Source organism: Streptomyces sp. NPDC058619 (assembly GCF_042717785.1).
In the GTDB taxonomy this organism is placed as follows: Bacteria; Actinomycetota; Actinomycetes; order Streptomycetales; family Streptomycetaceae; genus Streptomyces.
This window is the reverse complement of record NZ_JBHXQN010000012.1, coordinates 59,233-83,276: the sequence shown is the minus strand read 5'-3', so window position 1 is coordinate 83,276 and position 24,044 is coordinate 59,233. Positions and strand designations below refer to the sequence as shown.

General features: G+C 73.6%; 25 protein-coding genes. 12 read left to right on the top strand and 13 right to left on the bottom strand.

The genetic code is table 11. The features are described from left to right. Window positions 1–116: 116 nt before the first annotated feature. Window positions 117–257 (top strand): hypothetical protein, encoded by a 141-nt coding sequence (locus ACFWTC_RS14665; RefSeq protein ID WP_383916478.1) that lies wholly within the window; start codon window positions 117–119, stop codon window positions 255–257. 49 nt (window positions 258–306) lie between these two features. Here ACFWTC_RS14665 and ACFWTC_RS14660 read toward each other — a convergent pair whose 3' ends face one another. From ACFWTC_RS14660 to ACFWTC_RS14630, 7 genes are all read right to left on the bottom strand, one after another. Continuing rightward, window positions 307–1,530: a cytochrome P450 gene (locus tag ACFWTC_RS14660; RefSeq protein ID WP_383916480.1), complete on the bottom strand. Its 1,224-nt coding sequence runs from the start codon at window positions 1,528–1,530 to the stop codon at window positions 307–309. Between the two features lie 233 nt (window positions 1,531–1,763). Then, window positions 1,764–2,423, bottom strand: coding sequence for a response regulator (locus ACFWTC_RS14655; protein WP_383916482.1), 660 nt, complete (start codon window positions 2,421–2,423; stop codon window positions 1,764–1,766). Further along, window positions 2,420–3,775, bottom strand: coding sequence for a sensor histidine kinase (locus ACFWTC_RS14650; RefSeq protein ID WP_384027524.1), 1,356 nt, complete (start codon window positions 3,773–3,775; stop codon window positions 2,420–2,422). The genes ACFWTC_RS14655 and ACFWTC_RS14650 overlap by 4 nt, the downstream gene beginning before the upstream one ends. An 88-nt stretch (window positions 3,776–3,863) precedes the next feature. Beyond that, the gene (locus tag ACFWTC_RS14645; RefSeq protein ID WP_383916488.1) at window positions 3,864–4,535 is read right to left on the bottom strand and encodes a response regulator; all 672 of its coding nucleotides are present in this window, start codon (window positions 4,533–4,535) and stop codon (window positions 3,864–3,866) included. A 5-nt stretch (window positions 4,536–4,540) separates the two neighbouring features. Further along, window positions 4,541–5,884 (bottom strand): histidine kinase, encoded by a 1,344-nt coding sequence (locus tag ACFWTC_RS14640; protein ID WP_384027526.1) that lies wholly within the window; start codon window positions 5,882–5,884, stop codon window positions 4,541–4,543. Between the two features lie 10 nt (window positions 5,885–5,894). Then, window positions 5,895–7,136, bottom strand: a complete 1,242-nt coding sequence (locus ACFWTC_RS14635) for an acyltransferase (protein WP_384027528.1) — start codon at window positions 7,134–7,136, stop codon at window positions 5,895–5,897. After that, the gene (locus ACFWTC_RS14630; protein ID WP_384027530.1) at window positions 7,129–8,079 is read right to left on the bottom strand and encodes an alpha/beta hydrolase; all 951 of its coding nucleotides are present in this window, start codon (window positions 8,077–8,079) and stop codon (window positions 7,129–7,131) included. The genes ACFWTC_RS14635 and ACFWTC_RS14630 overlap by 8 nt, the downstream gene beginning before the upstream one ends. A 379-nt stretch (window positions 8,080–8,458) precedes the next feature. Between ACFWTC_RS14630 and ACFWTC_RS14625 the strand changes: the two genes are divergently transcribed. Next, complete coding sequence (locus ACFWTC_RS14625; protein WP_383916500.1) at window positions 8,459–8,941, top strand: HIT family protein; 483 nt, start codon at window positions 8,459–8,461, stop codon at window positions 8,939–8,941. 93 nt (window positions 8,942–9,034) lie between these two features. On the opposite strand, the gene ACFWTC_RS14620 is transcribed toward ACFWTC_RS14625, so the two are convergent. From ACFWTC_RS14620 to ACFWTC_RS14605, 4 genes are all read right to left on the bottom strand, one after another. Next, the gene (locus ACFWTC_RS14620) at window positions 9,035–9,424 is read right to left on the bottom strand and encodes a nuclear transport factor 2 family protein (RefSeq protein WP_384027531.1); all 390 of its coding nucleotides are present in this window, start codon (window positions 9,422–9,424) and stop codon (window positions 9,035–9,037) included. A gap of 84 nt (window positions 9,425–9,508) precedes the next feature. Beyond that, complete coding sequence (locus ACFWTC_RS14615; protein ID WP_384027533.1) at window positions 9,509–11,239, bottom strand: serine/threonine-protein kinase; 1,731 nt, start codon at window positions 11,237–11,239, stop codon at window positions 9,509–9,511. 265 nt (window positions 11,240–11,504) lie between these two features. Continuing rightward, a complete protein-coding gene (locus ACFWTC_RS14610; protein ID WP_383916509.1) occupies window positions 11,505–11,936 on the bottom strand; it encodes a MarR family winged helix-turn-helix transcriptional regulator in 432 nt (143 codons plus the stop codon). 88 nt (window positions 11,937–12,024) lie between these two features. Further along, entirely contained in the window at window positions 12,025–12,654 is a 630-nt protein-coding gene (locus ACFWTC_RS14605) for a type 1 glutamine amidotransferase family protein (protein WP_383916512.1), read from the bottom strand. A gap of 353 nt (window positions 12,655–13,007) precedes the next feature. Between ACFWTC_RS14605 and ACFWTC_RS14600 the strand changes: the two genes are divergently transcribed. The 3 genes from ACFWTC_RS14600 to ACFWTC_RS14590 all read left to right on the top strand — a co-directional run bounded on the left by ACFWTC_RS14600 (window position 13,008) and on the right by ACFWTC_RS14590 (window position 15,921). Next, complete coding sequence (locus ACFWTC_RS14600; RefSeq protein WP_383916515.1) at window positions 13,008–14,375, top strand: aspartate aminotransferase family protein; 1,368 nt, start codon at window positions 13,008–13,010, stop codon at window positions 14,373–14,375. A 97-nt stretch (window positions 14,376–14,472) separates the two neighbouring features. Next, window positions 14,473–15,138 (top strand): GntR family transcriptional regulator, encoded by a 666-nt coding sequence (locus ACFWTC_RS14595; RefSeq protein ID WP_383916518.1) that lies wholly within the window; start codon window positions 14,473–14,475, stop codon window positions 15,136–15,138. A gap of 132 nt (window positions 15,139–15,270) precedes the next feature. Further along, a complete protein-coding gene (locus ACFWTC_RS14590) occupies window positions 15,271–15,921 on the top strand; it encodes a hypothetical protein (protein WP_383916521.1) in 651 nt (216 codons plus the stop codon). Window positions 15,922–15,981: 60 nt separating this feature from the next. Here the strand turns inward: ACFWTC_RS14590 and ACFWTC_RS14585 are convergent, their stop codons facing one another. Next, window positions 15,982–16,728 (bottom strand): SLATT domain-containing protein, encoded by a 747-nt coding sequence (locus ACFWTC_RS14585; RefSeq protein ID WP_383916524.1) that lies wholly within the window; start codon window positions 16,726–16,728, stop codon window positions 15,982–15,984. Between the two features lie 255 nt (window positions 16,729–16,983). Between ACFWTC_RS14585 and ACFWTC_RS14580 the strand changes: the two genes are divergently transcribed. From ACFWTC_RS14580 to ACFWTC_RS14550, 7 genes are all read left to right on the top strand, one after another. Continuing rightward, window positions 16,984–17,328, top strand: a complete 345-nt coding sequence (locus ACFWTC_RS14580) for a YbaB/EbfC family nucleoid-associated protein (RefSeq protein ID WP_267721137.1) — start codon at window positions 16,984–16,986, stop codon at window positions 17,326–17,328. 51 nt (window positions 17,329–17,379) lie between these two features. Continuing rightward, window positions 17,380–17,979, top strand: coding sequence for a recombination mediator RecR (recR, locus tag ACFWTC_RS14575; protein ID WP_267721138.1), 600 nt, complete (start codon window positions 17,380–17,382; stop codon window positions 17,977–17,979). Next, the gene (locus ACFWTC_RS14570; RefSeq protein ID WP_383916527.1) at window positions 17,972–18,619 is read left to right on the top strand and encodes a DUF5063 domain-containing protein; all 648 of its coding nucleotides are present in this window, start codon (window positions 17,972–17,974) and stop codon (window positions 18,617–18,619) included. The genes recR and ACFWTC_RS14570 overlap by 8 nt, the downstream gene beginning before the upstream one ends. A 145-nt stretch (window positions 18,620–18,764) precedes the next feature. Next, window positions 18,765–20,039, top strand: coding sequence for an aspartate kinase (locus ACFWTC_RS14565; RefSeq protein ID WP_383916530.1), 1,275 nt, complete (start codon window positions 18,765–18,767; stop codon window positions 20,037–20,039). Next, on the top strand, window positions 20,036–21,109 hold the full coding sequence (locus tag ACFWTC_RS14560; RefSeq protein WP_383916532.1) for an aspartate-semialdehyde dehydrogenase: 1,074 nt from the start codon (window positions 20,036–20,038) through the stop codon (window positions 21,107–21,109). Before ACFWTC_RS14565 ends, ACFWTC_RS14560 begins: the two co-directional genes overlap by 4 nt. Before the next feature lie 171 nt (window positions 21,110–21,280). Continuing rightward, window positions 21,281–22,084, top strand: a complete 804-nt coding sequence (locus tag ACFWTC_RS14555; RefSeq protein WP_384027535.1) for a SigE family RNA polymerase sigma factor — start codon at window positions 21,281–21,283, stop codon at window positions 22,082–22,084. Further along, window positions 22,081–23,199: a hypothetical protein gene (locus ACFWTC_RS14550; RefSeq protein WP_383916538.1), complete on the top strand. Its 1,119-nt coding sequence runs from the start codon at window positions 22,081–22,083 to the stop codon at window positions 23,197–23,199. The genes ACFWTC_RS14555 and ACFWTC_RS14550 overlap by 4 nt, the downstream gene beginning before the upstream one ends. 33 nt (window positions 23,200–23,232) lie before the next feature. On the opposite strand, the gene ACFWTC_RS14545 is transcribed toward ACFWTC_RS14550, so the two are convergent. Beyond that, window positions 23,233–24,024, bottom strand: a complete 792-nt coding sequence (locus ACFWTC_RS14545) for an SURF1 family protein (protein WP_383916541.1) — start codon at window positions 24,022–24,024, stop codon at window positions 23,233–23,235. Window positions 24,025–24,044 lie beyond the last annotated feature (20 nt).

The following is a 24,044-nucleotide window of genomic DNA, read 5'->3' as shown; positions in this document are numbered from 1 at the left end:
CACCGGGGGCGGCCGCATCGTCGGGGGTGCCCCCGGTTCCGGACGTGCCCGCGGCGCCGGGGGCGCGGCGGCGCGGGCGCCGCGGGCCGCGGGGGGCCCCGGTGGGCCCGCCAGCGGTGTATCGGGCCCAGCATCTCGCCCTCTGGGCGGGCGGCCACCTCGCGGTGGCCTTCGGCGGCTCGGTGCTGATCCTGGTGCTGGCCGGGCTCGGCCCGGGTGCCGGGCCGGCCCGGGCGCCCTGCGCCGCCGCGACATGATCACTTAGGGAGCCGCGCCCGCCGCCCGCCCTCGGGGGGCGCGCGGCGGTCAGAACGCGACGATCAGCTCGTCCAGCCCCCGGATGACGTACCCGTCCCGCCACCGCGGCTCCTTCACGAGCCGCAAGGGCGGGACCCCGGGGGCCAGCAGCGCCCCGAAGGACGCTTCCAACTCCCGCCGCGCCAGGGGCGCTCCGAGGCAGTAGTGGATTCCGGCGCCGAAGGTCAGGTGCGGATTGTCGGCCCGAGCGAGGTCCAGTACGTCGGGGTCGGCGAACCGCGCGGGGTCCCGGTTGGCCGAGCCGAAGAGCAGCGCCACCTCGGCCCCGCGGGGGATGACGGTGTCACCGATCTCGATGTCGTCGAGCACCCAGCGTTCGAACATTTGTAGGGGTGTGTCGAATCGCATCAGTTCATCCACAGCTGTGGACAAGTATTTGGACGCCGCGTCCTCGGGGTGCGGATGCGCCCGGAGCTCCGCGAGCTGCTCCGGGTGCCGCAGCAGCGTCCACCAGCCGTTCGCGGTGGTGTTGACGGTCGCTTCGTGCCCGGCGTTCAGCAGGAGGACGCAGGTGGAGATCATCTCCTGCTCGCTGAGCCGGCCGTCCTCATCGTGGGCGGCGATCAAGCCGGAGATCAAATCCTCCCCGGGGCGGGCGCGCCGATCGGCGATCAGTGCCCGCAGGTACGCGCTGAACTCCACGCTCGCCCGTACCGCGCGCCGCGCCGTCTCCTCGTCCGGCCGCAGCTCGAACATCCCGCAGATGTCCGCCGACCAGGGCCGCAGCAGACCCCGGTCCGCCTCCGGGATGCCGAGCAACTCGGCGATCACCGCCACCGGCAGCGGTTCGGCGACGGCGGTGAGCAGATCCCCGCCGCCGTCCGCGACCAACTGCCCCACCAGCTCCCGCGCGAGCCGCCGCACGGCGGGGACCAGCCGCTCCACGGTCCGAGGGGTGAAGGCCTTCGCCACCAGCCTGCGCACCCGCGCGTGCGCGGGGTCCTCCAGGTCCAGCAGGCCGTTGCCGTTGAGCTCGTGGAACGGCTCGTGTTCCGGCGGCGGGGCCGTACGGCCGAACTCCTCGTGCGAGAAGCGGTGCAGGTAGGTCCGCCCAAGCCGCCGGTCCCGCAGCAGCGCGCTCACGTCGGCGTAGTGCGCCACCAGCCACTGCCCGGTCGGCTCGTACCAGACGGCCCGTCCCCGCTCCCGCAACTCCCGGTAGGCCGGGTACGGATCGGCGACGAACGCGGGGTCCCACGGATCAAAGCCCATTCCCGCACCCTAGATCCTGCCCCGCCCGATCGGACGGCCCCCCGCGCCACCCGCGCGGCAACCGGCCCCCGCCGGGCAATACGTCCCCCAACCCCCCCTCCCGCGCACCGCAGTTCCCCCGCGCCTACGGGCCCGGAACCGAGGGAGTACGGCCTCGGGTCCCGAGAGGGTCCCGCCAATCCCTCGCCGACCGGCCCGCCCGGCGGCCCCGGCGGCCCGACCGGCCCGGCGGTCTAGCTCGGGCGTACCAGGCGGGTCTCGTAGGCGAACACCGCGGCCTGCGTCCGGTCGCGTAGGCCCAGCTTGACCAGGATCCGGCTCACATGGGTCTTGATCGTGGACTCGGCGACGACCAGCCGGTCCGCTATCTCGACGTTGGAGAGCCCCTGCGCGATCAGCACGAGCACCTCGGTCTCGCGCTCCGTCAGTTCCCCCACGCCCGCCGGGTCGGCGAGCCTCGGGGACTCGGCGAGCTTCGAGAACTCCGCGATCAGCCGCTTGGTCACCGACGGCGCCAACAGCGCCTCCCCGGCCGCCACCACCCGCACTCCGTCGGCCAGCTGACGGGCCGAGGCGTCCTTGAGCAGGAACCCGGAGGCCCCGGCCCGCAGCGCCTGGTACACGTACTCGTCGAGGTCGAAGGTCGTCAGGACCAGCACCTTCGCGTCCGTGTCGGCGGCCACGATCTCCCGCGTCGCCTCCAGCCCGTTCATCAGCGGCATCCGGATGTCCATCAGCACCACGTCCGGCCGCAGCGCCGCCACCTGCGCGATGGCCTCGCGGCCGTCGACGGCCTCCCCGACCACCTCGATGCCGTCCATGGCGTTGAGCAGCACGGAGAACCCCTCGCGGACCATCATCTGGTCGTCGACGATCAACACCTTGATCGTCATGGCGCACCCGGCCCGGGCTTCGTCCGGGACACGGTCCCGGACGCCGGCTCGGCATGCCCGCGCACCGGGATGAACACCGCCACCTCATACCCGCCGCCGGCCGTCGCGCCGGCCGTCATCTCACCCTCCAGCATGGCCACCCGCTCCCGCATCCCGGTGATCCCGTGCCCGGCCCCGGGCGAGGGGCGGACGTCCCCCGTCGCCGCCTCGTTGACGACGCGTATGCCCAGACCACCGAGTACGTACGACACCTCCACCCCGGCCTGCGCACCCGGAGCGTGCCGCAGCGTGTTGCTCAGTGCCTCCTGGATGATCCGGTACGCCGACAGCTCCACGCCCTGCGGCAGCTCCCGGACCGCGCCCGTGATCGTCTTGTCCACGCTCAGCCCGGCCTTCCGCACGTTCGCCAGCAGCCCGTCCAGCGAGGCGAGCGTCGGCTGCGGGGCGTCGGGAGCCTCGTAGTCCGCGGAACGCACCACGCCCAGCACCCGCCGCAACTCCGTCAGGGCCGCCACCGCGTTCTCCCGGATCGTGACGAACGCCGCCTCCAGCTCCGGCGGCGGGTTCTTCACCCGGTACGGCGCCGCCTCCGCCTGGATCGCCACCACCGACATGTGGTGCGCCACCACGTCGTGCAGCTCGCGCGCGATCGTGGTCCGCTCCTCCAGCAGCGTCCGCTTGTCCCGCTCGACGGCCGTGACCTCCTGCTGCGCCGTCACCTCCGCCGTGGCGTGCCGGCGTATCTGGATGCTGCTCGCGATCGCCAGCGCGATCGCCGAGGTCACCGCCATCTCCGGGAGGTTCATCCCCGACCGGTTGCCGAACACCATCGCGATCACGAAGCCGAGGGCGAAGGTCAGCACCCACATCCAGGCCGCGATCCGCGGCCCGGTCCGCAGGGTCACCAGGACCAGGACGACGACGTAGGAGAGGAAGCTGCCCGGGGTCCACGGCCAGTTCCAGGATCCGCCGAGCACGGCCAGAACCAGCGTCATCGCGACGGCAGCCCACCACGCACCCACCGGCCGCACCAGCGTCATGAGGATCGGGATCCCCGCGATGAGCCCCGCGGCGAGCCGGCCCAGGTCGCCGAGGAAGGTCTTCTGGGAGCCCGCCGCGAAGATCACGGTGAAGACGGCCAGTGCCGTCACCGCCGCGTACTGCCCCCAGGGCGCGTGCCTGCGTATCGCCGCGGGCATCCGCCGCATGAGGCGCCCCGGGCTCGTCATCAGCGGTAGCGGCCGATAGGCGAAGGCATCGGTGACCATGTCCTGGCGCAGGGTCGCCAGCACCCCCGCGGCCATTCGGAACTCGGGCGTCCGGGGTGTCCCCCCGGCGGTCGTCTCGGTCATACACACCACCGTAGGTCGCCGCCCGCGTCGTCCGCGTCGCCGCTGATGGGGATATCCCGGGGTCCCTCTCAAGGACTACCCGGGTCCGTCAGTAGCCCGTCGGGCGGATCAGACCCGTCTCGTACGCGAAGACGGCGGCCTGGGTCCGGTCCCGCAGGCCGAGCTTCACGAGGATGCGGCCCACGTGGGTCTTCACCGTCTGTTCGGCCAGGACCAGGTGCGCGGCGATCTCCGCGTTCGACAGGCCCTGGGCGATCAGCGTGAGCACCTCGGTCTCCCGCTCGGTCAGTTCGTCGATCCGCGCGCGCGAGGGGGCGCGGGGCGCCCCCAGCCGGGAGAACTCCGTGATCAGCCGCTTCGTGATGTTCGGCGAGAGCAGTGCCTCGCCGGCCGCCACCACCCGCACCGCCTCGGCCAGCTGGTCCGCCGAGGCGTCCTTGAGCAGGAACCCGGAGGCCCCGGCCCGCAGCGCCTCGTACACGTACTCGTCGAGGTCGAAGGTGGTGAGGACCAGCACCTTCACGCGGGCGCCCGGGACGGAGGTGATGACGGACGTGGCCTCGATGCCGCCCATGCCGGGCATGCGGATGTCCATCAGCACGACGTCCGGGGACAGCTCGGCGACCCGGGCCACGGCGTCGGCGCCGTCCACGGCCTGGCCGACGACCTCGATGTCGGGCTGGGCGTTGAGCAGCACGGTGAACCCCTGCCGGACCATCATCTGGTCGTCGGCGATCATCACCTTGATGGGGCTGGTCATGGGGGTCAGTCCTTCTTCGTGTCAGGGGCGGATCCACCGGTCGGGTGCCGTGGGTCCATCGGGAGCACGGCGCTCACCTCGTACCCGCCGTCGGGGCGCAGCCCGGCGGCCAGCTCGCCCCCCAGCATGCCCGCGCGCTCCCGCATGCCCAACAGGCCGTGTCCCGCGCCCGGGGAGGACGGGGCGGGGCGCGTCGGCGCGGTGTTGGCGATGCACAGGTGCAGTTCGTGCGGGCCGTAGGCGATGCCGACCTCGACCTGCGAGCCGGGCGCGTGGCGCAGGCAGTTGCTCAGTGCCTCCTGCACGATCCGGTACGCGGTGAGCTCGACGCCCGGGGTGAGCGGCCTGCGGACACCCGCGATCTCGGTGGTGACCTCCAGCCCCGCGCCCCGCACGTTGTCCACGAGGCCGTCCAGCTCGGCGAGGGTCGGCTGCGGATGGTGCGGGTCCGCGGGATCCTCCGGGTCCTCGGAGCGCAGTACGCCCAGCACGCGGCGCAGCTCCGTCAGGGCCTCCAGGGCGTTCTCCCGGATGCCGGCCAGATTCTCCTTCAGCTCCTCGGACGGGTTCTCCACGAGGTGCGGCGCCACCTGGGCCTGGATGGAGATCACCGACATGTGGTGCGCGACCACGTCGTGGAGCTCGCGGGCGATCCGGCTGCGCTCCTCCAGCAGGGTGCGCCGGGCGCGCTCCTCCTCGGTGAGGGTCTCCTGCTCGACGAGTTCCCCGCGGGCCAGCCGCAGCGCGCGCAGGGCGTAGCCGAGGAGGCCCGAGAAGCCGAAGAGGAGGGCGGCCCCCACGATGGTGCTCTGGCTGTGCTCCGGTTTGAACAGCGCCTCGGTCAGGGCGGTGTAGCCGAGCGAGACGCCGACGACCGCGATGGTGACCCTGGGTGGAACCCGGAGGGCGACCAGCAGGACCAGCGGGGCGAAGGCGAACAGCCCGCCGGACGTCCAGGGCCACGTCGCCTCCGGCGCGAGGGGGAGGGGAATCGTCCAGGCGATCAGGGCGGCGGCCACCAGCCCGAGCCACCAGGCGGCGATCGGACGGAACAGGGCCAGTCCGATGGCCAGACCGGTCAGGACCGCCTGGAAGAACGCGAGGTCGCCGCTGACCTGGTAGGGACCGAACAGCTCCGTCGCGGTGAGGAGGCCGAAGAACCCGGCCGCGAGCATGACGACCACGTGCGGCAGCCGGGCCAGCCAGCGCGGCCGCGACATCGGCGGGAGCGGGTCCCGGCGCAGCGTGAACAGCTCCCGCAGCGCCGCCCGCCAAGTGGTGTCCCCCAGGGCCGGGGCTCGGTGAGGTGGTTCGGCCGGGGGCCGGGGCTGCTGGGTCACAGGGGTCACAGGGGTCACCCTAGGCACGGGTCGCCTCCTTGACGGGAGCCGGACAAGCAACGGCCGTCTGCCGCGCGGCCACCGGTCGGGCACCGGCCACCGGTGCGGTCCCGGCCACCGGCGGGGCCGCGGGCGGCCGGTGCCGCGCGGGCCGTTCGTACGCACGGAACGCGGCCCAGCACACCGCGAGCGCGACGGCGAACACCGGCAGCCACAGCAGCCGGGCGGCTATCCAGCCCACCGAGCCGGGCACCGTGTGCAGCCCGGGCAGATCGGCCGAGACCAGCAGTCCGACGGCGGTGACGGCCATCATGGCGGTCTGGTGCCAGAGGAAGACCGTCATGGCGGAGAGGTTCACCAGGGCCACCTTCGCCCAGGCCCCCGGCCGGGCCATGGCCCGGGCCAGCGGCTCGCGGACCAGCAGCGCCAGGCCGCACTGGGCGAGCCCGAAGGCCACCGCGGCGAGGGTCGGCGGGTTCAGGTTCGAGACGGCGGCGCCGGGAACGCCCACCATGGACGCCGGGTACCCGGCCCAAAGGACCAGCGAGGCGGTCGCGGCGGCCCCACCGCCGAGCAGGAGCAGCGCCGGCCCGCGCCGGGCGAACGCCCCCCGCGCCCACGCGGCGCCCAGGGTGTACGGCACGAGCCAGCCCGCGGCCACGTTGACCCAGCCGATCGCCTCGGGCCCGCCGAAACCGAACCGCCAGATGTCGGCGCCCGCCACCACGGCCGCCGGCCAGAGTGGGTTGAGCCGCACCACCAGCGGGGTCGCGGCGGTCAGCGCGGCGAAGACCAGCAGGAACCACAGCGGTGACAACACCAGCCCGACCAGCGTCCGCACGGTGTCGAGGGCGACTCCGCCGAGCAGCATCCCGCCCGCGGCCACGGTCCACAGGACGAGCACCGCGGCCACCGGACGAAACAGCCGGCCCAGCCGCTGCCCGGCCCACGTGCCGTACGCAATCCCCCGTGCCCGGGCCGACGCGTACCCGCTCGCCGCGACGTGGCCGCCGACGAGGAAGAAGACGGCGAGGGTCTGCAACCCCCAGGACACCGGGGCCAGCCAGGGCATGTACGCCAGCGGACTCGTGCCGCTCAGGCCGCCGTCGGCGGTGGTCAGGGCGGTGACGAGCCAGTGGCCGAGCACCACGCCGCCGATCGCCAGGGCCCGCAGCGCGTCCACGGCCCGGTCCCGCCCGGCCGGGGTGGCGCCGTCGATGCGGTCCGCCAGGACGGACCAGCGGGAGCGGAGCCTACGCATGGGGGACCCCCGCATCGGAGCCGGTGCCGGTGCCGGCACCGGCCCTGGTGCCAAGGACGATGGCGGCCAGGCTGTCCAGGGACTCGGTGCCGGGTTTGAGGTAGTCGCTGTGCCCGGCGGAGCCGGCGTCGAAGGCCCGGGCGCCGAAGGCCGGGTCCACCGGGTCGGCGCCGAAGCCGATCCCGCCGAACCGCACGTGCGGAACGCTGCCTATCCAGTCGCCGCTGCCCCGGCCGGCCCAGATCCGGGCCCCGGTGGGCAGCTGGTGGGCGGAGCGGGCCCCCGTGCCCGGGCTGCCGAACAGGACAACGTCGGTGACCGCCGGCCCGGTCGCGGTCCGGGCACAGACCACGGAACCATAGGAGTGGCACAGCAGGGAGAGCCACGCCCCCGGTCCCGACAGCCCCCGCAACCGGTCCAGGAAGGGACCCAGTTCGGCAGCGGCCCCGTCCGCCCGGTCGGCGGTGAGGACGGTGGTACTGACCGTGCCGGGAGTGTCGTACCCGAGCCAGGCGACCACCGCCGAGCGCGGACGCTCGGCGTCGAGGCGCTGCTGGAGGGCGACGGCCCCGGCGCGGAACCGCTGGTAGGTGTCGAGCGTGGTGTCCGATCCGGGCACGAGCACGGTGATGCGGTCGGCGCCCTCCAGCGTGCCGAACACCTCGACGGCGCGCCCCTTCCCGCGGCCGTCGAAAGCGAGGAACCGGGCCGTACCGCCCGCCTCCATGGCGTGGAGCTTCGCTGCCCGGCCGGTGCGGCCGGCGCCCCGGGCCGTACGGGCCGCCTCGGCGAGGTTGGCGAGGTTCGCGGCGTACCGCACCTCGGCGGTGGCGTCATCCGCGAACGCCACGGGCGGCGGGGCGGGCACATCGGGGGAGGCGGCGGCGGAGACGGGTATCGCGACGGCGGAGGCGACCAGCGCGGCCAGCAACGTACGCCGCACCCGCCCGCCGACCCGCCCGCCGGCTCGTCCAGCCCCGGCGCCGCTCGCCGCACCTGTCGTGCCCCGCGCGGCCGTCGCCGTCGTACCGCCGGCCGTCCCGGCGCCCGCCCCGTCCCCGTCCCCGGCGCCCACCCCCGCCCCGGCCCCGGCCCCGGTCCTCGTCCCCGTCCCTGTCCCTGTCCCCGCCATCGTCTGTTCCTTTGATCCGGAAGAGCCGCCCCGCCCCTCATCTGTTTCCGAAGGTAGAAATCCAGACCCGTGGTTCGCGTCCCGCTGCGGAGCCGTGTTCGCGCGTGGCTCTCAGGTATGACAGGGGTTACGGGAGAGGTGAGTTGAGGTGCCGGCCGGGCCGCCACAGGCCGTTCGGTAGGGTCCCGTCATGATCGACACCGCATGGCGCCACGACCGCATCGGCAGCGCACACCGGGGGGAGAACCCCACTGTCCTGCGCCGTCTCGACGCCGGCTTCGCCGCGATCGGCGACCGCCAGTTCCTCCCCGGATATTCGGTCCTGCTGACCGACGACCCCGCCGTGACCCGGCTCTCCGACCTGCCCCGGGCGCGCAGGGCCGCGTACCTCTGCGACATGGAGCGGCTCGCCGAGGCCGTCGAGCTGGCCTGCCGTCGGCTCGACCCGGCCTTCCGCCGCGTGAACATCGAGATCCTGGGCAACACCGACCCGTACCTCCACACCCACGTCTGGCCCCGCTACGACTGGGAGCCCGCCGACCTCGTCCGGATGCCGGTCTGGCGGTACGACCAGGAGGCGTACTGGCGCGGCGCGGAACACGCCCTGGCCCCCCGCCACGACGGCCTGCGCACCGCGATCGGGGAGGAACTGGACCGGCTCGGAGCCGCCTGAGGCAGCCGCGAGACGGCAGCGTCCTGAGGCAGCCGCGAGACGGCAGCGCCCAGACGGCAGCCGCCAGACGGCAGCCGTCGGCGGAGCCGCGGATCAGTCCGCCACGAGGGGTTCCACGTATCCCGCCCGCCAGCGCGGCGCCGGGTCCTGGCCGGGGCTGGTCCAGTACTCCCGCGCCCCCACGATCTCCCCGTCCCGCACGGTCCACAGGGAGACGGCGCGGTAGACGACGTGGTCCTGAGGTATCTCCACCTCGGTGACGACGAGGTCCCCGTCCGCCAGGATCCGCAGCAGTTCCACCGATCTCTCGTCCGAGTAGCCGTCGTCGCTGTTCACGGCGACGAAGTTGGCACGCCCCACGATGCGCTCACCGCTCACGGGCCATTCGATGACCGCGTCCTCGGCGATGAGCTTGGCCACCCCGTCCCAGTCGCGTGCCTCGATCCGCTCCCACAGTTGTGCCACTACGTTCAACGGCTCCATGTGCGGCAGTGTCCGACGCGGCCGTCATACGTAACAAGCTCTGCTTGCAGGCTTATTGACCTCGATACAATCCGGTGGTCACCCTCACTGTTTCCGGTACGTCAGCGGAGGACTGTCGCTGGCGACGAGTTCCCGCCGCAGGGTTCCGTCGGGCAGCAGCAGCAATCGGCTCCACCCGCCAGGAGCGCAGGTGACGGGGTCGCCGGAGGTGACGGCGGAGGCGTCCAGCTCCACCGGTTCGGGGGTGCTGCGCAGGGACGCCTCCCAGGAGCAGGCGAAGGCGGGGTCCTGGACGGAGAGGGACATCACGGTGTCGCCGACCGACCCGGGACCGAGGGTGAGCCGCCACGCCTGGGTGCCGTTGGCGGCGCGCCAGGTGCCGAGGTACGCCTCGGGAAGGCGGTCGGCGGCGGTTCCGGACGCGCCCGCCGCGCCGACGGGGGCTGACGGCTGCGCCGGGGCCGAGGAGGCCGAGGGGGCGCCGACGGCGGGCGTACGGATGCTGCTGCCGGGCGGCGCCACGTCCTGGCCGCCGCTCATCACGGCGTACACGGTGCCGCCCGCCGCGATCGCGACGACCGCGGCGATGGCGACGAGGAAGGCGGTGGACGCGGTCCGGGACCGAGGGGGCGGCTCTGTCCGGCCCGGCCCGTACGCGGGGTGGCCGGCCGGCAGCGTCGAGGGGCCGTAGTGGGTCGGCAGCGTCGACGGGTGGACCGGGGGCGGGGGCGGCGGCCCCGACGGCCGGGGAGCCGACGGGTGCCGCGGCGCGGCGGCGGCCGCGTAGGGGGGTCCGTAGCCGGGCCGGTGCGCAGGCCCGTACGGCTGCTGGTGCTCCGGCCGGTGCTCCGGCGCGTACGGGGCCGCGGGCACGGGCTCCGCGCGGTCCGGGCCGGCGTCCTCGCGGTCCAGGAGCTGTACGGCGTGCCGCCCGAGCTGGGCCACCAACGGGCCCGGAAGCCACGGCTCCAGGGCCCTTCCGTCGGCCACGGTGTCGCCCGCGCCGACCCTGGCCAGCACCTCGGCGGGTGCCGGCCGCCCGGCGGGATCCCGGCGCAGGCAGTCCCGTACGAGAGCGTGCAGATCGGCCGGTACGCCGGTCAGGTCCGGCTCGGCCTCGGTGATGCGGAGCAGCAGCGCGGCCATGCCGCCGGGCTGCTCGCTGTCGCCGAACGGGAGCCGTCCGGTGGCGGCGTACGCGAGGACCGCGCCGAGGCAGAAGACGTCGCAGGCGGCGGTGACCGGAACGCCGTTGATCTGCTCGGGGGCCATGAACCCGGGGGAGCCGATGAGTTCGCCGGTCCGGGTCAGACCGGCGTCGGGCTCGGCGGGGGCGCGGGCGATGCCGAAGTCGATGACGCGGGGGCCGTCAAGGGTGAGCAGGACGTTCGAGGGCTTCAGATCGCGGTGGATGAGTCCGGCGCGGTGGATGTCCTGGAGGGCGTACGCGAGGCCCGCGGCCAGGATCCGTACGGAACGCCCCGGCAGCGGGCCGAAGTCGCGGGCGACGGCCTGGCGGAGGCTGGGCCCGGCGATGTAGCCGGTGGCGAACCAGGGGGTCGGGGCCTCGGTGTCGGCGTCGAGCACCGGGGCCGTCCACTCGCCGCCGACGCGGCGCGCGGCGGCGACCTCCCGGCGGAACCGGATCCGGAACTCCTCCCGGGCGGCGAGCTCGGCGTGCACGAGCTTGACGGCGACGGTGCGGCCGCGGTCGGAACGAGCCAGGTAGACCTGGCCCATGCCGCCGGCGCCGAGGCGGGACAGCAGGCGGTACGGGCCGATGCGGTGCGGGTCGTGCGGGTGCAGTTGCTCCATGGCCGGATGGCCCCTCCCCCTAGGACTGGCCGTGGATCCGAGCCTAGTGCGGTGGGCTTCGCCGGGGGGCCGGAATGCGTGGTCCCGGCGGGCTGACGCCCGCACCCCCGTGCAGGGGGCCTGGCCGCCGGGCTCTGCCCGGACCCGCGCGCCAAACGCCGGCGGGGCTGGATGGGTGGCGCCAAAACGTCGGCCGGGCCGGATGGGCCGCGCCTCAAACGCCGGCGGGGCCGGGTGGGCCGCGCCCCCGGCGCCGGGGGCCCCGTCAGGGGTGGGTGGGGTCCGGGAGGGTGTCCATGGCTGCCGTCAGGCGTTCCAGGACGCGTACCGTCTCCGCGAACGCGTCGTCGCCCAGCGCGTCCGCCAGCCGGTTCGCCAGGGCGGCGTGGCCCGGGGCGATGCGCGCGATCGCCGCGTGTCCGGCTTCCGTCGGGCGGAGCAGTTTCGCCCTGCGGTGGGCCGGGTTCGGGGCGTACTCCGCGAGCCCCTTGTCCGCCAGCAGGTCGGCGATGCGCTGGACGCTCTGCCGGGTGATGCCCATGGTCCGGGCTATCCCCGAGACGGGCAGCGGCTCCCGCAGCACGGCCCCCAGCACCTGCCACCACGCGGCCGTCAGCCCGGCCGGCCGGGCCAGTTCCTCCGAGAGGGCGAGAAACTGGCCGTTCAGCCGGAACACCTCCAGCGCGGTGCTGCTCAACAGGTCCTGCCTGCCGCGGTCCTGCCGAGCGCGCTCGGGCCGGCCCGGTATGCCCGCGGGCGCGCCGGCCGGCGCCCCCGTCGCCAGGTCAGGCATTGCCGGCCGCCGCTGCCGCCATCAGCACCGGGTAGGCGCTCGCGTCCGAGTCGCGGAACAGGCGGTACCAGGCGTCCAGGACGTCCGGCTCGTAGACGTCGAGCCGGGAGAAGACCTCGCGCGCGAACGCCACCGGGTCCGTCGGACCCGCCGTGATCAGGTCGCCGTCCGTGACCGCGTCGGCGTCGACGTAGTGGTCCGCGCCGCCGTAGCCCGGCTGCTCCGCCAGGTAGAAGGAGACGGCGCTCGTGTGGGTCCGGCCGTCCAGCAGGCCTTCGCGGGCGAGCCCGGCGGTGGCCCCGCAGATCGCGGCGACCGGCACCCCGGCGGCCAGGAACTCCCGGGCCTTCGCCGCGAACGGCGCCAGTTCCTCGCCCGAGTCCCACAGCTCGGCGCCGGTGAGGATCAGCAGCGCCGAGTCCTCCGGTCGCAGGTCCGCCAGGGCCAGGTCAGGCTGGATGCGAACACCGCCCATGGTGGTGACCGGCTCCCCGGCGGCCGTGCCGACCGTACGGACCTGGTGGCCGCGCTGGGTCAGGTGCGCGGTGGTGTAGCCGGTCTCCCAGTCCGCGTACGTGTCGTAGACCGCGAGGTGGACGGGCTTGCGGGGGGTCTTGCTCATGGTGCTCGCCTCCAACATCGATTCCGGCGACGGCTCCGAGGCCCGACGTTCCGCCCCGTTCCCACCACCGACTAGCTATGACAATAGACTGTCATGAAGGCAGCATGCTGTCAATCGCACACCCGGCCGGATCCGCCGCGAAAGGCCGCCACGATAGGCCGCCACGCCAAGGCCGCCGCAACGCCGCCACGAGGCCCCGAACGTCCCGTTGAGCGCCCCCGGACGCGCCCCGGTGAGCGCCTCCTGACGCCCCCGATGAGCGCCCCCGCGCAGACAGACTGCCGAGACCGGCCCCCCACCCCCATACAGTCCGCCGATATCCCTCCCCACCTGCGCACTTCTAGCGTGACGCCATGACCCCTCATGCCACCCCGCACACCCTTGCCGCCGTGAAGGACGCCGACCGGAAGCACGTCTTTCACTCCTGGTCCGCCCAGGCCCTGATCGACCCCCTCGCCGTAGCCGGGGCGGAGGGCTCGTACTTCTGGGACTACGACGGGAAGCGCTTCCTCGACTTCTCCTCCCAGCTGGTCAACACGAACATCGGCCACCAGCACCCCAAGGTCGTCGCCGCCGTCCAGGAACAGGCCGCCCGCCTCTGCACCCTGGCCCCCGGCTTCGCCGTCGACGTCCGCTCCGAGGCCGCACGCCTCATCGCCGAGCGGACCCCCGGCGACCTCGACAAGATCTTCTTCACCAACGGCGGCGCCGAGGCCGTCGAGAACGCCGTCCGCATGGCCCGGCTGCACACCGGCCGGCAGAAGGTGATGTCCACCTACCGCTCCTACCACGGGGCCACCGCCGCCGCGATCAACCTGACCGGCGACCCGCGCCGCTGGCCCTCCGACACCGCCGCCGCCGGCGTCGTGCACTTCTGGGGCCCGTACCTCTACCGCTCCGCCTTCCACGCCACCACCGAGGCCGAGGAGTGCGCGCGCGCCCTCGCCCACCTCGCCGACACGATCGCCTTCGAAGGGCCGCAGACCATCGCGGCGATCATCCTGGAGAGCGTCCCCGGCACCGCCGGGATCATGACCCCGCCCGCCGGCTACCTCGCGGGCGTGCGCGAGCTCTGCGACCGCCACGGCATCGTCTTCATCCTCGACGAGGTCATGTCCGGTTTCGGCCGGACCGGCGCGTGGTTCGCCGCCGACCACTGGGGCGTCACCCCCGACCTCCTCTGCTTCGCCAAGGGCGTGAACAGCGGATACGTGCCGCTCGGCGGCGTCGCCATCTCCGCCGCCATCGCCGAGACCTTCGCCACGCGCCCCTACCCGGGCGGGCTGACGTACTCCGGCCACCCCCTCGCCTGCGCCGCCGCCGTCGCCACGATCAACGCGATGGAGGAGGAGGGCGTCGTCGCGCACGCCGCCCACCTCGGGGAGAACGTGATCGGACCGGCGCTCACCGAGATCGCCGAGCGGCACCCGTCGGTCGGGGAGGTCCGGGGGCTGGGCACCTTCTGGGCGCTGGAACTCGTACGGGACAAGGAGACGCGCGAGCCGCTCGTCCCCTACAACGCGGCCGGGGCCGACAACGCGCCCATGGCCGAGTTCGCGGCCGCCTGCAAGGCGTCGGGCCTGTGGCCCTTCGTCAACATGAACCGGACGCACGTGGTCCCCCCGTGCACCATCTCCGAGGCGGAGGCCAAGGAGGGACTTGCCCTGCTCGACGAGGCGCTGACGGTGGCCGACCGGCACACCACGGGGGCGTCCGCATAACGGGCCCTAAATCCGCATAACGATCCTCGACCGCTCGGTTTCGGCCGCGCTGCCTGGCCTAAGGTGTCCGAAGTTCTCACTGAGGAAACGGACCCCTATGCCAGGCAGCGGAGCTGTCACCCGCAACACCCTTCGCCAGCAGATCGCGGACGCGCTGCGGGACGAGGTCCTTGCGGGACGCCTGCCGCCGGGGACCGAGTTCACCGTCAAGCAGATCGCCGAGCAGTACGAGGTCTCGGCGACCCCGGTGCGCGAGGCCCTCGTGGACCTCTCCGCGCAAGGTCTGCTTGAACTGGTCCAGCACCGGGGCTTCCGGGTCCGCGTCTACTCCGTCGACGACTTCCGCGGGATGATCGAGGCCCGCACGCTGATCGTGGACGGGATATTCCGCCGGTTCGCCGAGCGCGGCACCGCGCCCTGGTCCGGCGAGATGCTGGTGTCGGTGCGCCGCCGGGCCGAGGAGGCGCGGCGGGCCGCGCAGAGCGGCTCGCTCGAAGTGCTGATCGGCTACGACCTGCGCTTCTGGCGGGAGCTGAGCGGGCTGGTCGGCAACACCTACATCTCCGAGTTCCTGCACCGCATCCGGGTCCAGTGCTGGGTCTTCGCCGTCCCGCACCTCCAGCGCGAGCCGCAGCTCCGGGCGGCCCTGTGGGACCGGCACGGGGAGCTGGTGGACGCGGTGACCCTCGCGGACGCCGAGGCCGTGCGCGGCCTGGTCCTCGACTACAACCGGCACGGCCTGGACTGGGCCGCCGGGCTGTAGCGGGCCGGGCGGGGCGCCGGTCCGCGCGGTGCGGAACCGGCCGGACGCCGACGGGGTTCTGCGCACCCCTTCGCGGAGGGTGTTCGGCGCACTACGCTTGACCGATCGGCGGAACGACTGATCGGAGCCCGCGTGGCCTGTGACCTGTGGCTGGTCCCCCTTGTCGACGTGCTGTGCCACAGCCCCGACAACCCCTTCGCGGAGGAGATCGCCTCGTACGACAAGGCGCTGGGCGAGGCCGGGCTGCCGTCCGTGCCCGTCTTCTCCTACATGCCGGGTCTGAGCGGGGACGTCGCCCCGGTCGCCGGCTTCGACTACGACGCCCTGCACTTCCTGCGGCGGGCGTACCTCCTCCAGCTCTGCGGACTGCCGGTGACCCCGGTGGACGAGCTGGGCGGGGACTACGAGCAGCTGCTGGAGATGTTCGAGCCGACGGCCCAGCAGTCCCACCTGGTCTGGCACTACGACCACGCCGGGGCCTACGTCCCGGTGGACTTCGCGGCGCCGCTGGCGAACGAGGAGCTGCTCGCCGGAGGGGGGCCGCTGGGGTCCGCGCAGGGCCTGCTGCGGGAGCTGGTGTTCGTGGCTCCGGCCATCGGGATAGACCCGGCGAACCCGCCCGCGCCGCCCGCGCCGCCCGGCCGTCCGACTTCGCTGGAGGAGCCCGCGGGGCCGATCCCGTACGACGACAGCCCCTTCGCCCGGGAGCGCCACGTCTGGCTCGGGCTGCACGCGGCCGCGACCCGCAGTCTGGGCCAGGGCTCGATGATCATCTTCAGCTGAACCGGACCCTGGGTCCCGACTCCGGGCCCCCCGGGAACACGGCGCCGCCCCGCCGGACGGCTACCGCGGCTGCTCCGGCGGGCGCTGACGCGGCATGTTCGGGCGGGTGCCGGGCGGCAGCGGGAACCGGGCCGGCGGGATGCCCGCCTCCACGCGGCCCCCGGAGGCGCCCAGGGACTGCATGACCAGGGGCGCCGGCCCGGCCCGGAACTCCACCATCCAGTCCGCCGTCTCGGAGCGCACCAGCTCGGTGATGTCCTCGGAGAACCGCCGCAGCACCGTCAGGCAGCGCTCGGCGGCCTCGCTCGCCGAGCCCTCGGTCGGCCCGAGCACCTCCCGGACGTTCTCCGAGGCCCAGTCGAACTGCAGCGTCTGGAGCCGCCGCTGCACCGCCTGCGCGGTCGCCACGTTCCGCATCCACCCGGACGTCAGCCCGAAGAACCGGTCGCAGGCCAGCGCGGCCGCGCCCATCAGTAGCGCCAGGTACCCGTAGGAGGCCGCGCCGGGCACCGAGCCCGTCAGCTCCAGCAGCGGCATCGCCGCGCCCGTGACGGCGCCCACGGCCGCGCTCCCGCGCAGCGCCCGCGCGCCCCCGCGCTTCCAGGCCCGGTCGGCGAGGTACCACTCGGCGGTGCGCAGTGCGTCGGCCTCGACCCGCCGGTACAGCTCGTCGAGCCGCTCGGCGGGCTCGCCCCAGTCCCCGAGGGGGAACGGCCGGCCGATCAGGTCGCCGGCCGCCACCGGCCCGTCGACCTCCTCCCGGGGATCCCGGGGTGGCCCTTCGGGCTGCATCTCCGGCTGGCTCACCCGGCACTCCCTCTGCCTGCGCTGACGACTGGTGGTGCGCGTGTGCGCAATGATGCGCATGCCCTTCCTACCTTCGAATGACGGGCAGTGGACGACGATTCCCGCGATTTCCGCCCGGCAGGAGGTCCCCAGCAGGTACGCGCACGCCTCGTCCCTCACTCGAAAGAGTTGGTCCTCACGGCGTAGGGCGCGGCGCCCGGGGAGCACGTAGGCTCGGATTGACCAAGCGTCCCGACGGTACGGAGTGAATGACCTGTGATTCCCGGTGGTGGCCAGCCCGACATGCAGCAGCTGCTCCAGCAGGCCCAGAAGATGCAGCAGGACCTCGCCGCGGCCCAGGAAGAACTCGCGCGCACCGAGGTCGAGGGCCAGGCCGGCGGCGGTCTGGTCCGTGCGACGGTCACCGGTTCCGGTGAGCTGCGCGCCCTGGTGATCGACCCCAAGGCCGTGGACCCGGCGGACACCGAGACCCTCGCCGACCTGGTCGTCGCGGCGGTCCAGGCCGCCAACGAGAACGCCCAGGCGCTCCAGCAGCAGGCGCTGGGCCCCCTGGCCCAGGGCCTGGGCGGCGGCAGCGGCATCCCGGGCCTCCCCTTCTAGTCCCCCAGCACCCGCCTCGCGGCGGAAACCGAAACGAAAGAAGGCAGTCCGTTGTACGAAGGCGTGGTCCAGGACCTGATCGACGAACTGGGCAGGCTGCCCGGCGTCGGGCCCAAGAGCGCGCAGCGGATCGCCTTCCACATCCTGCAGGCCGAGCCCACCGACGTCCGCCGCCTCGCGCACACGCTGCTGGAGGTCAAGGACAAGGTCCGGTTCTGCGGGGTGTGCGGGAACGTGGCGCAGGAGGAGCGGTGCGGGATCTGCCGCGATCCGCGCCGCGACACCACGGTCATCTGTGTCGTGGAGGAGCCGAAGGACGTCGTCGCCGTCGAGCGGACGCGCGAGTTCCGGGGCCGGTACCACGTCCTCGGCGGTGCGATCAGCCCGATCGAGGGCGTCGGACCGGACGACCTGCGCATCCGCGAGCTGCTGGCGCGCCTCGCGGACGGGGTGGTGACCGAGCTGATCCTCGCCACCGACCCGAACCTGGAGGGCGAGGCGACCGCCACCTACCTCGCCCGGATGCTCAAGCCCATGGGCCTCAAGGTCACCCGCCTGGCCAGCGGGCTCCCCGTCGGGGGAGATCTGGAGTACGCGGACGAGGTCACGCTCGGGCGGGCCTTTGAAGGAAGGCGACTTCTCGATGTCTGACGCAACCCTGCACGCAGCAGGCCCGGAACCGGGCGACTTCGCCGTCCAGATCGCGGACCAGATCGGTTCGTTCATCGTCGCGGTCACCGAGGTGGCCAAGGGCGAGGATCCGGACCGCGCCGTACCGTTCCTGCTGCTGGAGATCTCCCAGCTGCTGCTCGCGGGCGGCCGGCTGGGCGCGTACCAGGACGTGCTGCCCGACGAGCGTTACGAGCCCGACCTGGGCCCGGAGCCGGACGTGGACGACCTGCGCGAGCGCTTCGCCGTGATGCTGGAGCCGGTCGACGTCTACTCCGAGGTCTTCGACCCCTACGAGCCGCGGAAGGCTCCGGTCCCGCACCGGATCTCCGACGACGTGGCCGACGTGGTGGCCGACCTGCGGCACGGGCTGATCCACTACCAGGCGGGGCGGATCACCGAGGCGCTGTGGTGGTGGCAGTTCTCGTACTTCACCAACTGGGGTCCGACGGCCTCGGCCACGCTGCGCGCCCTGCAGTCCCTGGTGGCGCACGTACGCCTGGACCAGCCGCTGGCGGCCCTGGACGGGCTGGACACCGACGAGGACCTCGCCGAGGACGACCTGGCCGAGCAGGCCGGGGTGGTCATGGCGGAGGAGCTCGGAGGCCTCGGCCGCAGGTGAGGGGCGTGGTGGCGGCCCGCACGGATGGCCCGGCGCGGGAACTTCTCGGCTGATCTTTTCGTCTCATGATGTGGCACGAAGCGGTCGGATCGCGGCCGCTCGTTAGACTGCACCAGCAATGAGACGGATTGAGCGAGGAGCGCACGTGGGCCTTGTCGTGCAGAAGTACGGAGGCTCCTCCGTAGCCGATGCCGAAGGCATCAAGCGTGTCGCCAAGCGGATCGTGGACGCCAAGAAGAACGGCCACCAGGTGGTCGTCGTGGTTTCCGCGATGGGCGACACGACGGACGAGCTGATCGATCTCGCCGAGCAGGTGTCCCCGATGCCTGCCGGACGAGAATTCGACATGCTGTTGACCGCCGGAGAGCGGATCGCCATGGCCCTGCTGGCCATGGCGATCAAAAACCTGGGCCACGAGGCCCAGTCGTTCACCGGCAGCCAGGCAGGCGTGATCACCGACTCGGTCCACAACAAAGCGCGCATCATCGATGTCACGCCGGGCCGTATCCGCACCGCGCTGGACGAGGGCAACATCGCCATCGTCGCCGGTTTCCAGGGCGTGTCCGCGGACTCCAAGGACATCACGACCCTCGGCCGGGGCGGCTCGGACACCACCGCCGTGGCGCTCGCCGCCGCGCTGGACGCCGAGGTCTGCGAGATCTACACCGACGTCGACGGCGTCTTCACCGCGGACCCCCGCGTCGTGAAGAAGGCCCGGAAGATCGACTGGATCTCCTCCGAGGACATGCTGGAGCTCGCGGCCTCCGGGTCCAAGGTGCTGCTGCACCGCTGCGTCGAGTACGCACGCCGCTACGACATCCCGATCCACGTCCGCTCGTCCTTCTCGGGACTGCCGGGCACCTGGGTCAGCAACGAGAATCCGCAAGGGGACGCGCAGGTGGAGCACGCCATCATCTCCGGAGTCGCGCACGACGTCTCCGAAGCCAAGATCACGGTCGTCGGCGTCCCGGACAAGCCGGGCGAGGCCGCGGCGATCTTCCGCGCCATCGCGGACGCCGAGATCAACATCGACATGATCGTGCAGAACGTGTCGGCGGCCTCGACGGGCCTCACCGACATCTCCTTCACGCTCCCCAAGGCCGAGGGCCACAAGGCCATCGACGCCCTGGAGAAGGCCAAGGACCGGATCGGCTTCGACTCCCTGCGCTACGACGACCAGATCGGCAAGATCTCCCTCGTCGGCGCCGGCATGAAGACGAACCCGGGCGTCACCGCCTCCTTCTTCCAGGCCCTGTCCGACGCCGGCGTGAACATCGAGCTGATCTCCACCTCGGAGATCCGCATCTCGGTCGTGACCCGCCAGGACGATGTCAACGAGGCCGTCCGCGCCGTGCACACGGCCTTCGGCCTCGACTCCGACAACGACGAGGCCGTCGTCTACGGAGGCACCGGACGATGACCGCGCCCCGGTCCTCCGGCCCGGCGCTCGCCGTGGTCGGAGCGACCGGAGCGGTCGGCTCCGTCCTGCTCGGGATCCTGTCCCAGCGGGCGGACGTCTGGGGCGACATACGCCTGATCGCCTCCGCGCGCTCGGCCGGCCGCACGCTGGCCGTCCGCGCGGAGCGGACCGAGGTGCTCGCCCTCACCGAGGACGCCTTCCACGGCCTCGGGCCGGGCGATGTCGTGGTCTTTCTCACGCCCGCCGCGGTTTCGGCCCGGTGGGCGCCCGTCGTCACCGCGCGCGGCGCCGTCGTCGTGGACCAGTCCGCCGCGTTCCGCGCCGACCCCGAGGTACCGCTGGTGGTGCCCGAGGTCAACGGCCACGCCGTACGGATCCGGCCGCGCGGGATCGTCGCGGGCCCCGACTGTGTGACCGCCGCGATGAGCGCGGCCCTCGGCGCGCTGCACGCCGAGTACGGCCTGACCGAGCTGGCCGTCTCCTCGTACCAGGCCGCGGGCGCCGCCGGCCGGGCCGGCTCCGAGACGCTGCGCCGCCAGCTGTCGCTGGTCGCCGGCACCACCCTGGGGGAGCAGCCCGGCGACGTGCGCCGTGCCGTGGGCGAGGACACCGGCCCGTTCGCGGCGCCGCTCGCCCTCAACGTCGTTCCCTGGTCGGGGGAGTTGTGCGAGGACGGCTGGTCCTCGCACGAGCTGGCCGTACGGGCCGAGACGCGCCGGATCCTGGACCTGGCGCGGCTCCCGGTGTCGGTGACCTGCGTACAGGTGCCGGTGGTGGCCGGGCATTCGCTGACCGTGCGGGCCCGGTTCGAGAACCGGGTGGACGCCGCGCACGCCCGGGAGATCCTGGACGCCGCGCCCGGCGTGGTGCTCGTGGACGATCCGGCGGCGGGCGAGTTCCCCACCCCCGCGGACGCCGCGGGGACCGACCCGGCCTGGGCGGGGCGGGTGCGGGTGTCGCTCGACGACCCGCACGCGCTGGAGTTCTTCGTGTGCGCCGACAATCTGCGCAAGGGCGCCGCCCTGAATGCCACGCAAATCGCGGAACTGATCGCGGGTGAATTTGCGTAATTCGCTTTGTAGGATCGGTGCTGATCCCTTGATCAAGGTGATGGCCCGACTGCCGTCTCGATAGGACCGGGGCAATCGGGAAGAGCGGGAACGCATGAGGGCAACAGGGATTTTGCGGGCGAGGTTGCCCGGCTCGTACAACCCTCACCGGGGGACGCGCGTCCTACAGACGTGGCAGAGGCACTTCTCGACCTGGCCGTCCTGCCGGCGCGCACCGGGTTCCTTCCGCCGCGCCGGGGTTCCCGTACGTCCGGCGGCGGTTTCCCCGTGATCGTCCCCGTCCCGCCGACGGGGCCTTCCGAGGCGTCCGTACGGGCTCCCGCGCCGGACCGGGGCGGGCGCGTGCCCGCGCCGCGCGACGGCGCCGGAGCGACGGCGGACGCCGGCGACGCGGCGGCGCAGGACGGCGGTGCGGCAGTGCGGGGCAGTGGCCCGGCCGCCGCGGCCGGGAGCGCCGCCGAGGCCGCGCCGGTGGTGGCGGGCACCACCGTCGACCACCTCACCGCGACCTACCAGGCCCACTACCGCTCGCTCCTCGGCCTGGCCGCGCTGCTCCTCGACGACACCGCCTCCTGCGAGGACGTCGTCCAAGAGGCGTTCATCCGCGTCCACTCGGCCCGCAACCGGGTCCGCGACCGGGAGAAGACGCTGGCCTACCTGCGCCAGACCGTCGTCAACCTCTCCCGGTCCGCGCTGCGCCGCCGCATCCTCGGCCTCAAGCTGCTGTCGAAGCCGATGCCGGACATGGCGAGCGCCGAGGAGGGCGCGTACGACCAGCTGGAGCGGGACGACCTGATCAAGTCCATGCGGGGACTCCAGCGCCGTCAGCGCGAGGTACTGGTGCTGCGCTACTTCGCGGACATGACGGAGGCGCAGGTCGCCGAGACGCTCGGGATATCGATCGGTTCGGTGAAGGCGTACGGATCGCGGGGGATTGCCGCGCTGCGGGTGGCGATGGAGGCTGCGCAGTCATGACGGACGACCACACCCCGCTGGGCGGGGCGAGCGAGGAACAGGCGCTGCGGGGCCTGCTGCACGGAGCCGTCGAGGGCCTGGAGCCCTCCGAGGGCGCGCTGGAGCGGCTGCGGTACGCGGTCCCCGCGCGCCGGACCCGCAGGCGCCGGGCCGTCGTGGGCGCCGCCGCGGCCGCGCTGCTGGCCGGCGCCGGGATCCCGGCCGCCGTGCACCTGAGCGGCGGCGGCAGCACGGCCGCCGACCGCTCGGCGATGGCCGGGCACGGCGAGCGCGCCGGAGCCACCGCGGGCACCGGCTCCTCCGACCCGCACCAGAACGGCGCCGGGGCCCACCCCAGGGCCACCTTCTCCGCGGGCGCGCCCGATGCGGGCGGCACCGCCGGGGATCCGGACCGGGCTCCCGCCGGTGCGCCGACCGGCGGAACCGGGGTCTCCGCGGGCCCCTCGGGCGCCGGCACGCCGTCCGGCTCCTCCCGCGGCCAGGGCGGGCAGGTCCCGGTCCCCGGGCCCCAGCCGCCGGCCGCCCAGGGGGTGACCCGGTGCGGCGCCGACCAGCTGGGGGTGGTGGCCTCGTCCCGTGCCCCCGGGGCCGACGGCAAGGTGTACGGCAGCTTCAAGGTGACCAACGTGTCGGTGCGGGGCTGCGTCGTCTCCGGCCCGGACACCGTGACGGCGGCCGCCGCCGCGCCCGGTACGGGCACGGGCACCGCCGTCGTCGGGCACACCGCGGGGGATCCGGCGAGCGGGCTGCTGCCCGACCCGTCGTCGGAGCCGCCGCTGCTGGTGCTCCAGCCGAGCACGGCGTACGAGGTGCGCTTCGCCTGGGTCCCCTCGGGGGAGCCCTGCCCGGCGACGACCACGGCGGGTCCCAAGCCGCCGCAGGGCGGTTCCGGGGACGCGGCGGGCGGCTCCCCGGGCGGCGCGGACGGTACGGGGGGCGCCGCCGCCGCGGGCGCGGACCCGCAGACGGTCCCGCCGTCCCCGGACCCGGCCGGGGTCGCGGTCGCGCACACCCCGGCGGCGGGCTCGCCGACCACGCAGACGACGATCCCCGAGGCCTGCGGGGGCACGCTGTACCGGACGGGCTCGATCCCGCTGGACGCGCCGGCGCCGTAGCCCGAGCGTGTGACGCGGGGAACGGTCGGGCCCTCAGACGCGCTGGGGGGCGGCCTCGGCGGCGGTCTCCTCCGCGGGGAGGAGACCGGCCTCGGCGTCGCGGAGGGTCTCGATCTCGCGGCGGTAGAGCCGGAACCACATGAACAGCACGAAGGCGGCGAAGACGAACCACTCGCCGGTGTAGCCGAGGTTCTGGAAGGCCTTCAGGTCGAGCCCGGTGTCGTTCGGGGCCTGCGGCGGCACCGGCAGCATGCCGTCCGCCGGGGTCTGCACCGTCAGCCACGCGTCGTACAGGTCGTACGGGACCAGGTTGACCAGCGACGCGGCGCCGATCACCCCGAGCTGTCCGGCGGGCAGCCCGCCCTCGGAGTGGACACCCTTCGTGCGGGAGTTCTCCGGGGGCTGCAGCGCCCCGGTGACGTCCACGCGCCCGGCAGGCGCGGCCGGCGCCGCCGCCGGGTCCGCGGTCCCCGGCAGCCAGCCCCGGACCACCGGGACGGCCTTGCCGGAATCGGTCTTCAGCAGCGTCAGCACGTAGAAGCCGGACTTCCCGTCGAGCGTCCGCTCGGGGACCAGCAGCTGCTCCGCGTACTCCCCGGAGACGGAGGCCGGCTGCCCGGACGTCTTCTTGTCCACCGGGAGCAGCGAGGCCATCGGGGCGGCGGCCAGGTCGGCGGGCCGCTCGGCGGTCGCCTCCCGGTGGGTGTCGACGCGGTCCTCGAACCGGCCGAGCTGCCAGGTCCCCATGAACAGGCAGAAGGGGACGCCGAGCGCGACGAAGACGTTGATCCCCCACCAGCGCGGGGTCAGGAGAAACCGGTGCACCCCACCACCGTACGGGGGGT

Coding starts and splice junctions, on each gene's coding strand:
- ACFWTC_RS14600 (WP_383916515.1), top strand. CDS start 13,008: ATGACCCCTCATGCCACCCCGCACACCCTTGCCGCCGTGAAGGACGCC.
- ACFWTC_RS14605 (WP_383916512.1), bottom strand. CDS start 12,654: ATGAGCAAGACCCCCCGCAAGCCCGTCCACCTCGCGGTCTACGACACG.
- ACFWTC_RS14570 (WP_383916527.1), top strand. CDS start 17,972: ATGTCTGACGCAACCCTGCACGCAGCAGGCCCGGAACCGGGCGACTTC.
- ACFWTC_RS14645 (WP_383916488.1), bottom strand. CDS start 4,535: ATGACCAGCCCCATCAAGGTGATGATCGCCGACGACCAGATGATGGTC.
- ACFWTC_RS14660 (WP_383916480.1), bottom strand. CDS start 1,530: ATGGGCTTTGATCCGTGGGACCCCGCGTTCGTCGCCGATCCGTACCCG.
- ACFWTC_RS14650 (WP_384027524.1), bottom strand. CDS start 3,775: ATGACCGAGACGACCGCCGGGGGGACACCCCGGACGCCCGAGTTCCGA.
- ACFWTC_RS14550 (WP_383916538.1), top strand. CDS start 22,081: ATGACGGACGACCACACCCCGCTGGGCGGGGCGAGCGAGGAACAGGCG.
- ACFWTC_RS14625 (WP_383916500.1), top strand. CDS start 8,459: ATGATCGACACCGCATGGCGCCACGACCGCATCGGCAGCGCACACCGG.
- ACFWTC_RS14655 (WP_383916482.1), bottom strand. CDS start 2,423: ATGACGATCAAGGTGTTGATCGTCGACGACCAGATGATGGTCCGCGAG.
- ACFWTC_RS14615 (WP_384027533.1), bottom strand. CDS start 11,239: ATGGAGCAACTGCACCCGCACGACCCGCACCGCATCGGCCCGTACCGC.
- ACFWTC_RS14560 (WP_383916532.1), top strand. CDS start 20,036: ATGACCGCGCCCCGGTCCTCCGGCCCGGCGCTCGCCGTGGTCGGAGCG.
- ACFWTC_RS14595 (WP_383916518.1), top strand. CDS start 14,473: ATGCCAGGCAGCGGAGCTGTCACCCGCAACACCCTTCGCCAGCAGATC.
- ACFWTC_RS14620 (WP_384027531.1), bottom strand. CDS start 9,424: ATGGAGCCGTTGAACGTAGTGGCACAACTGTGGGAGCGGATCGAGGCA.
- ACFWTC_RS14635 (WP_384027528.1), bottom strand. CDS start 7,136: ATGCGTAGGCTCCGCTCCCGCTGGTCCGTCCTGGCGGACCGCATCGAC.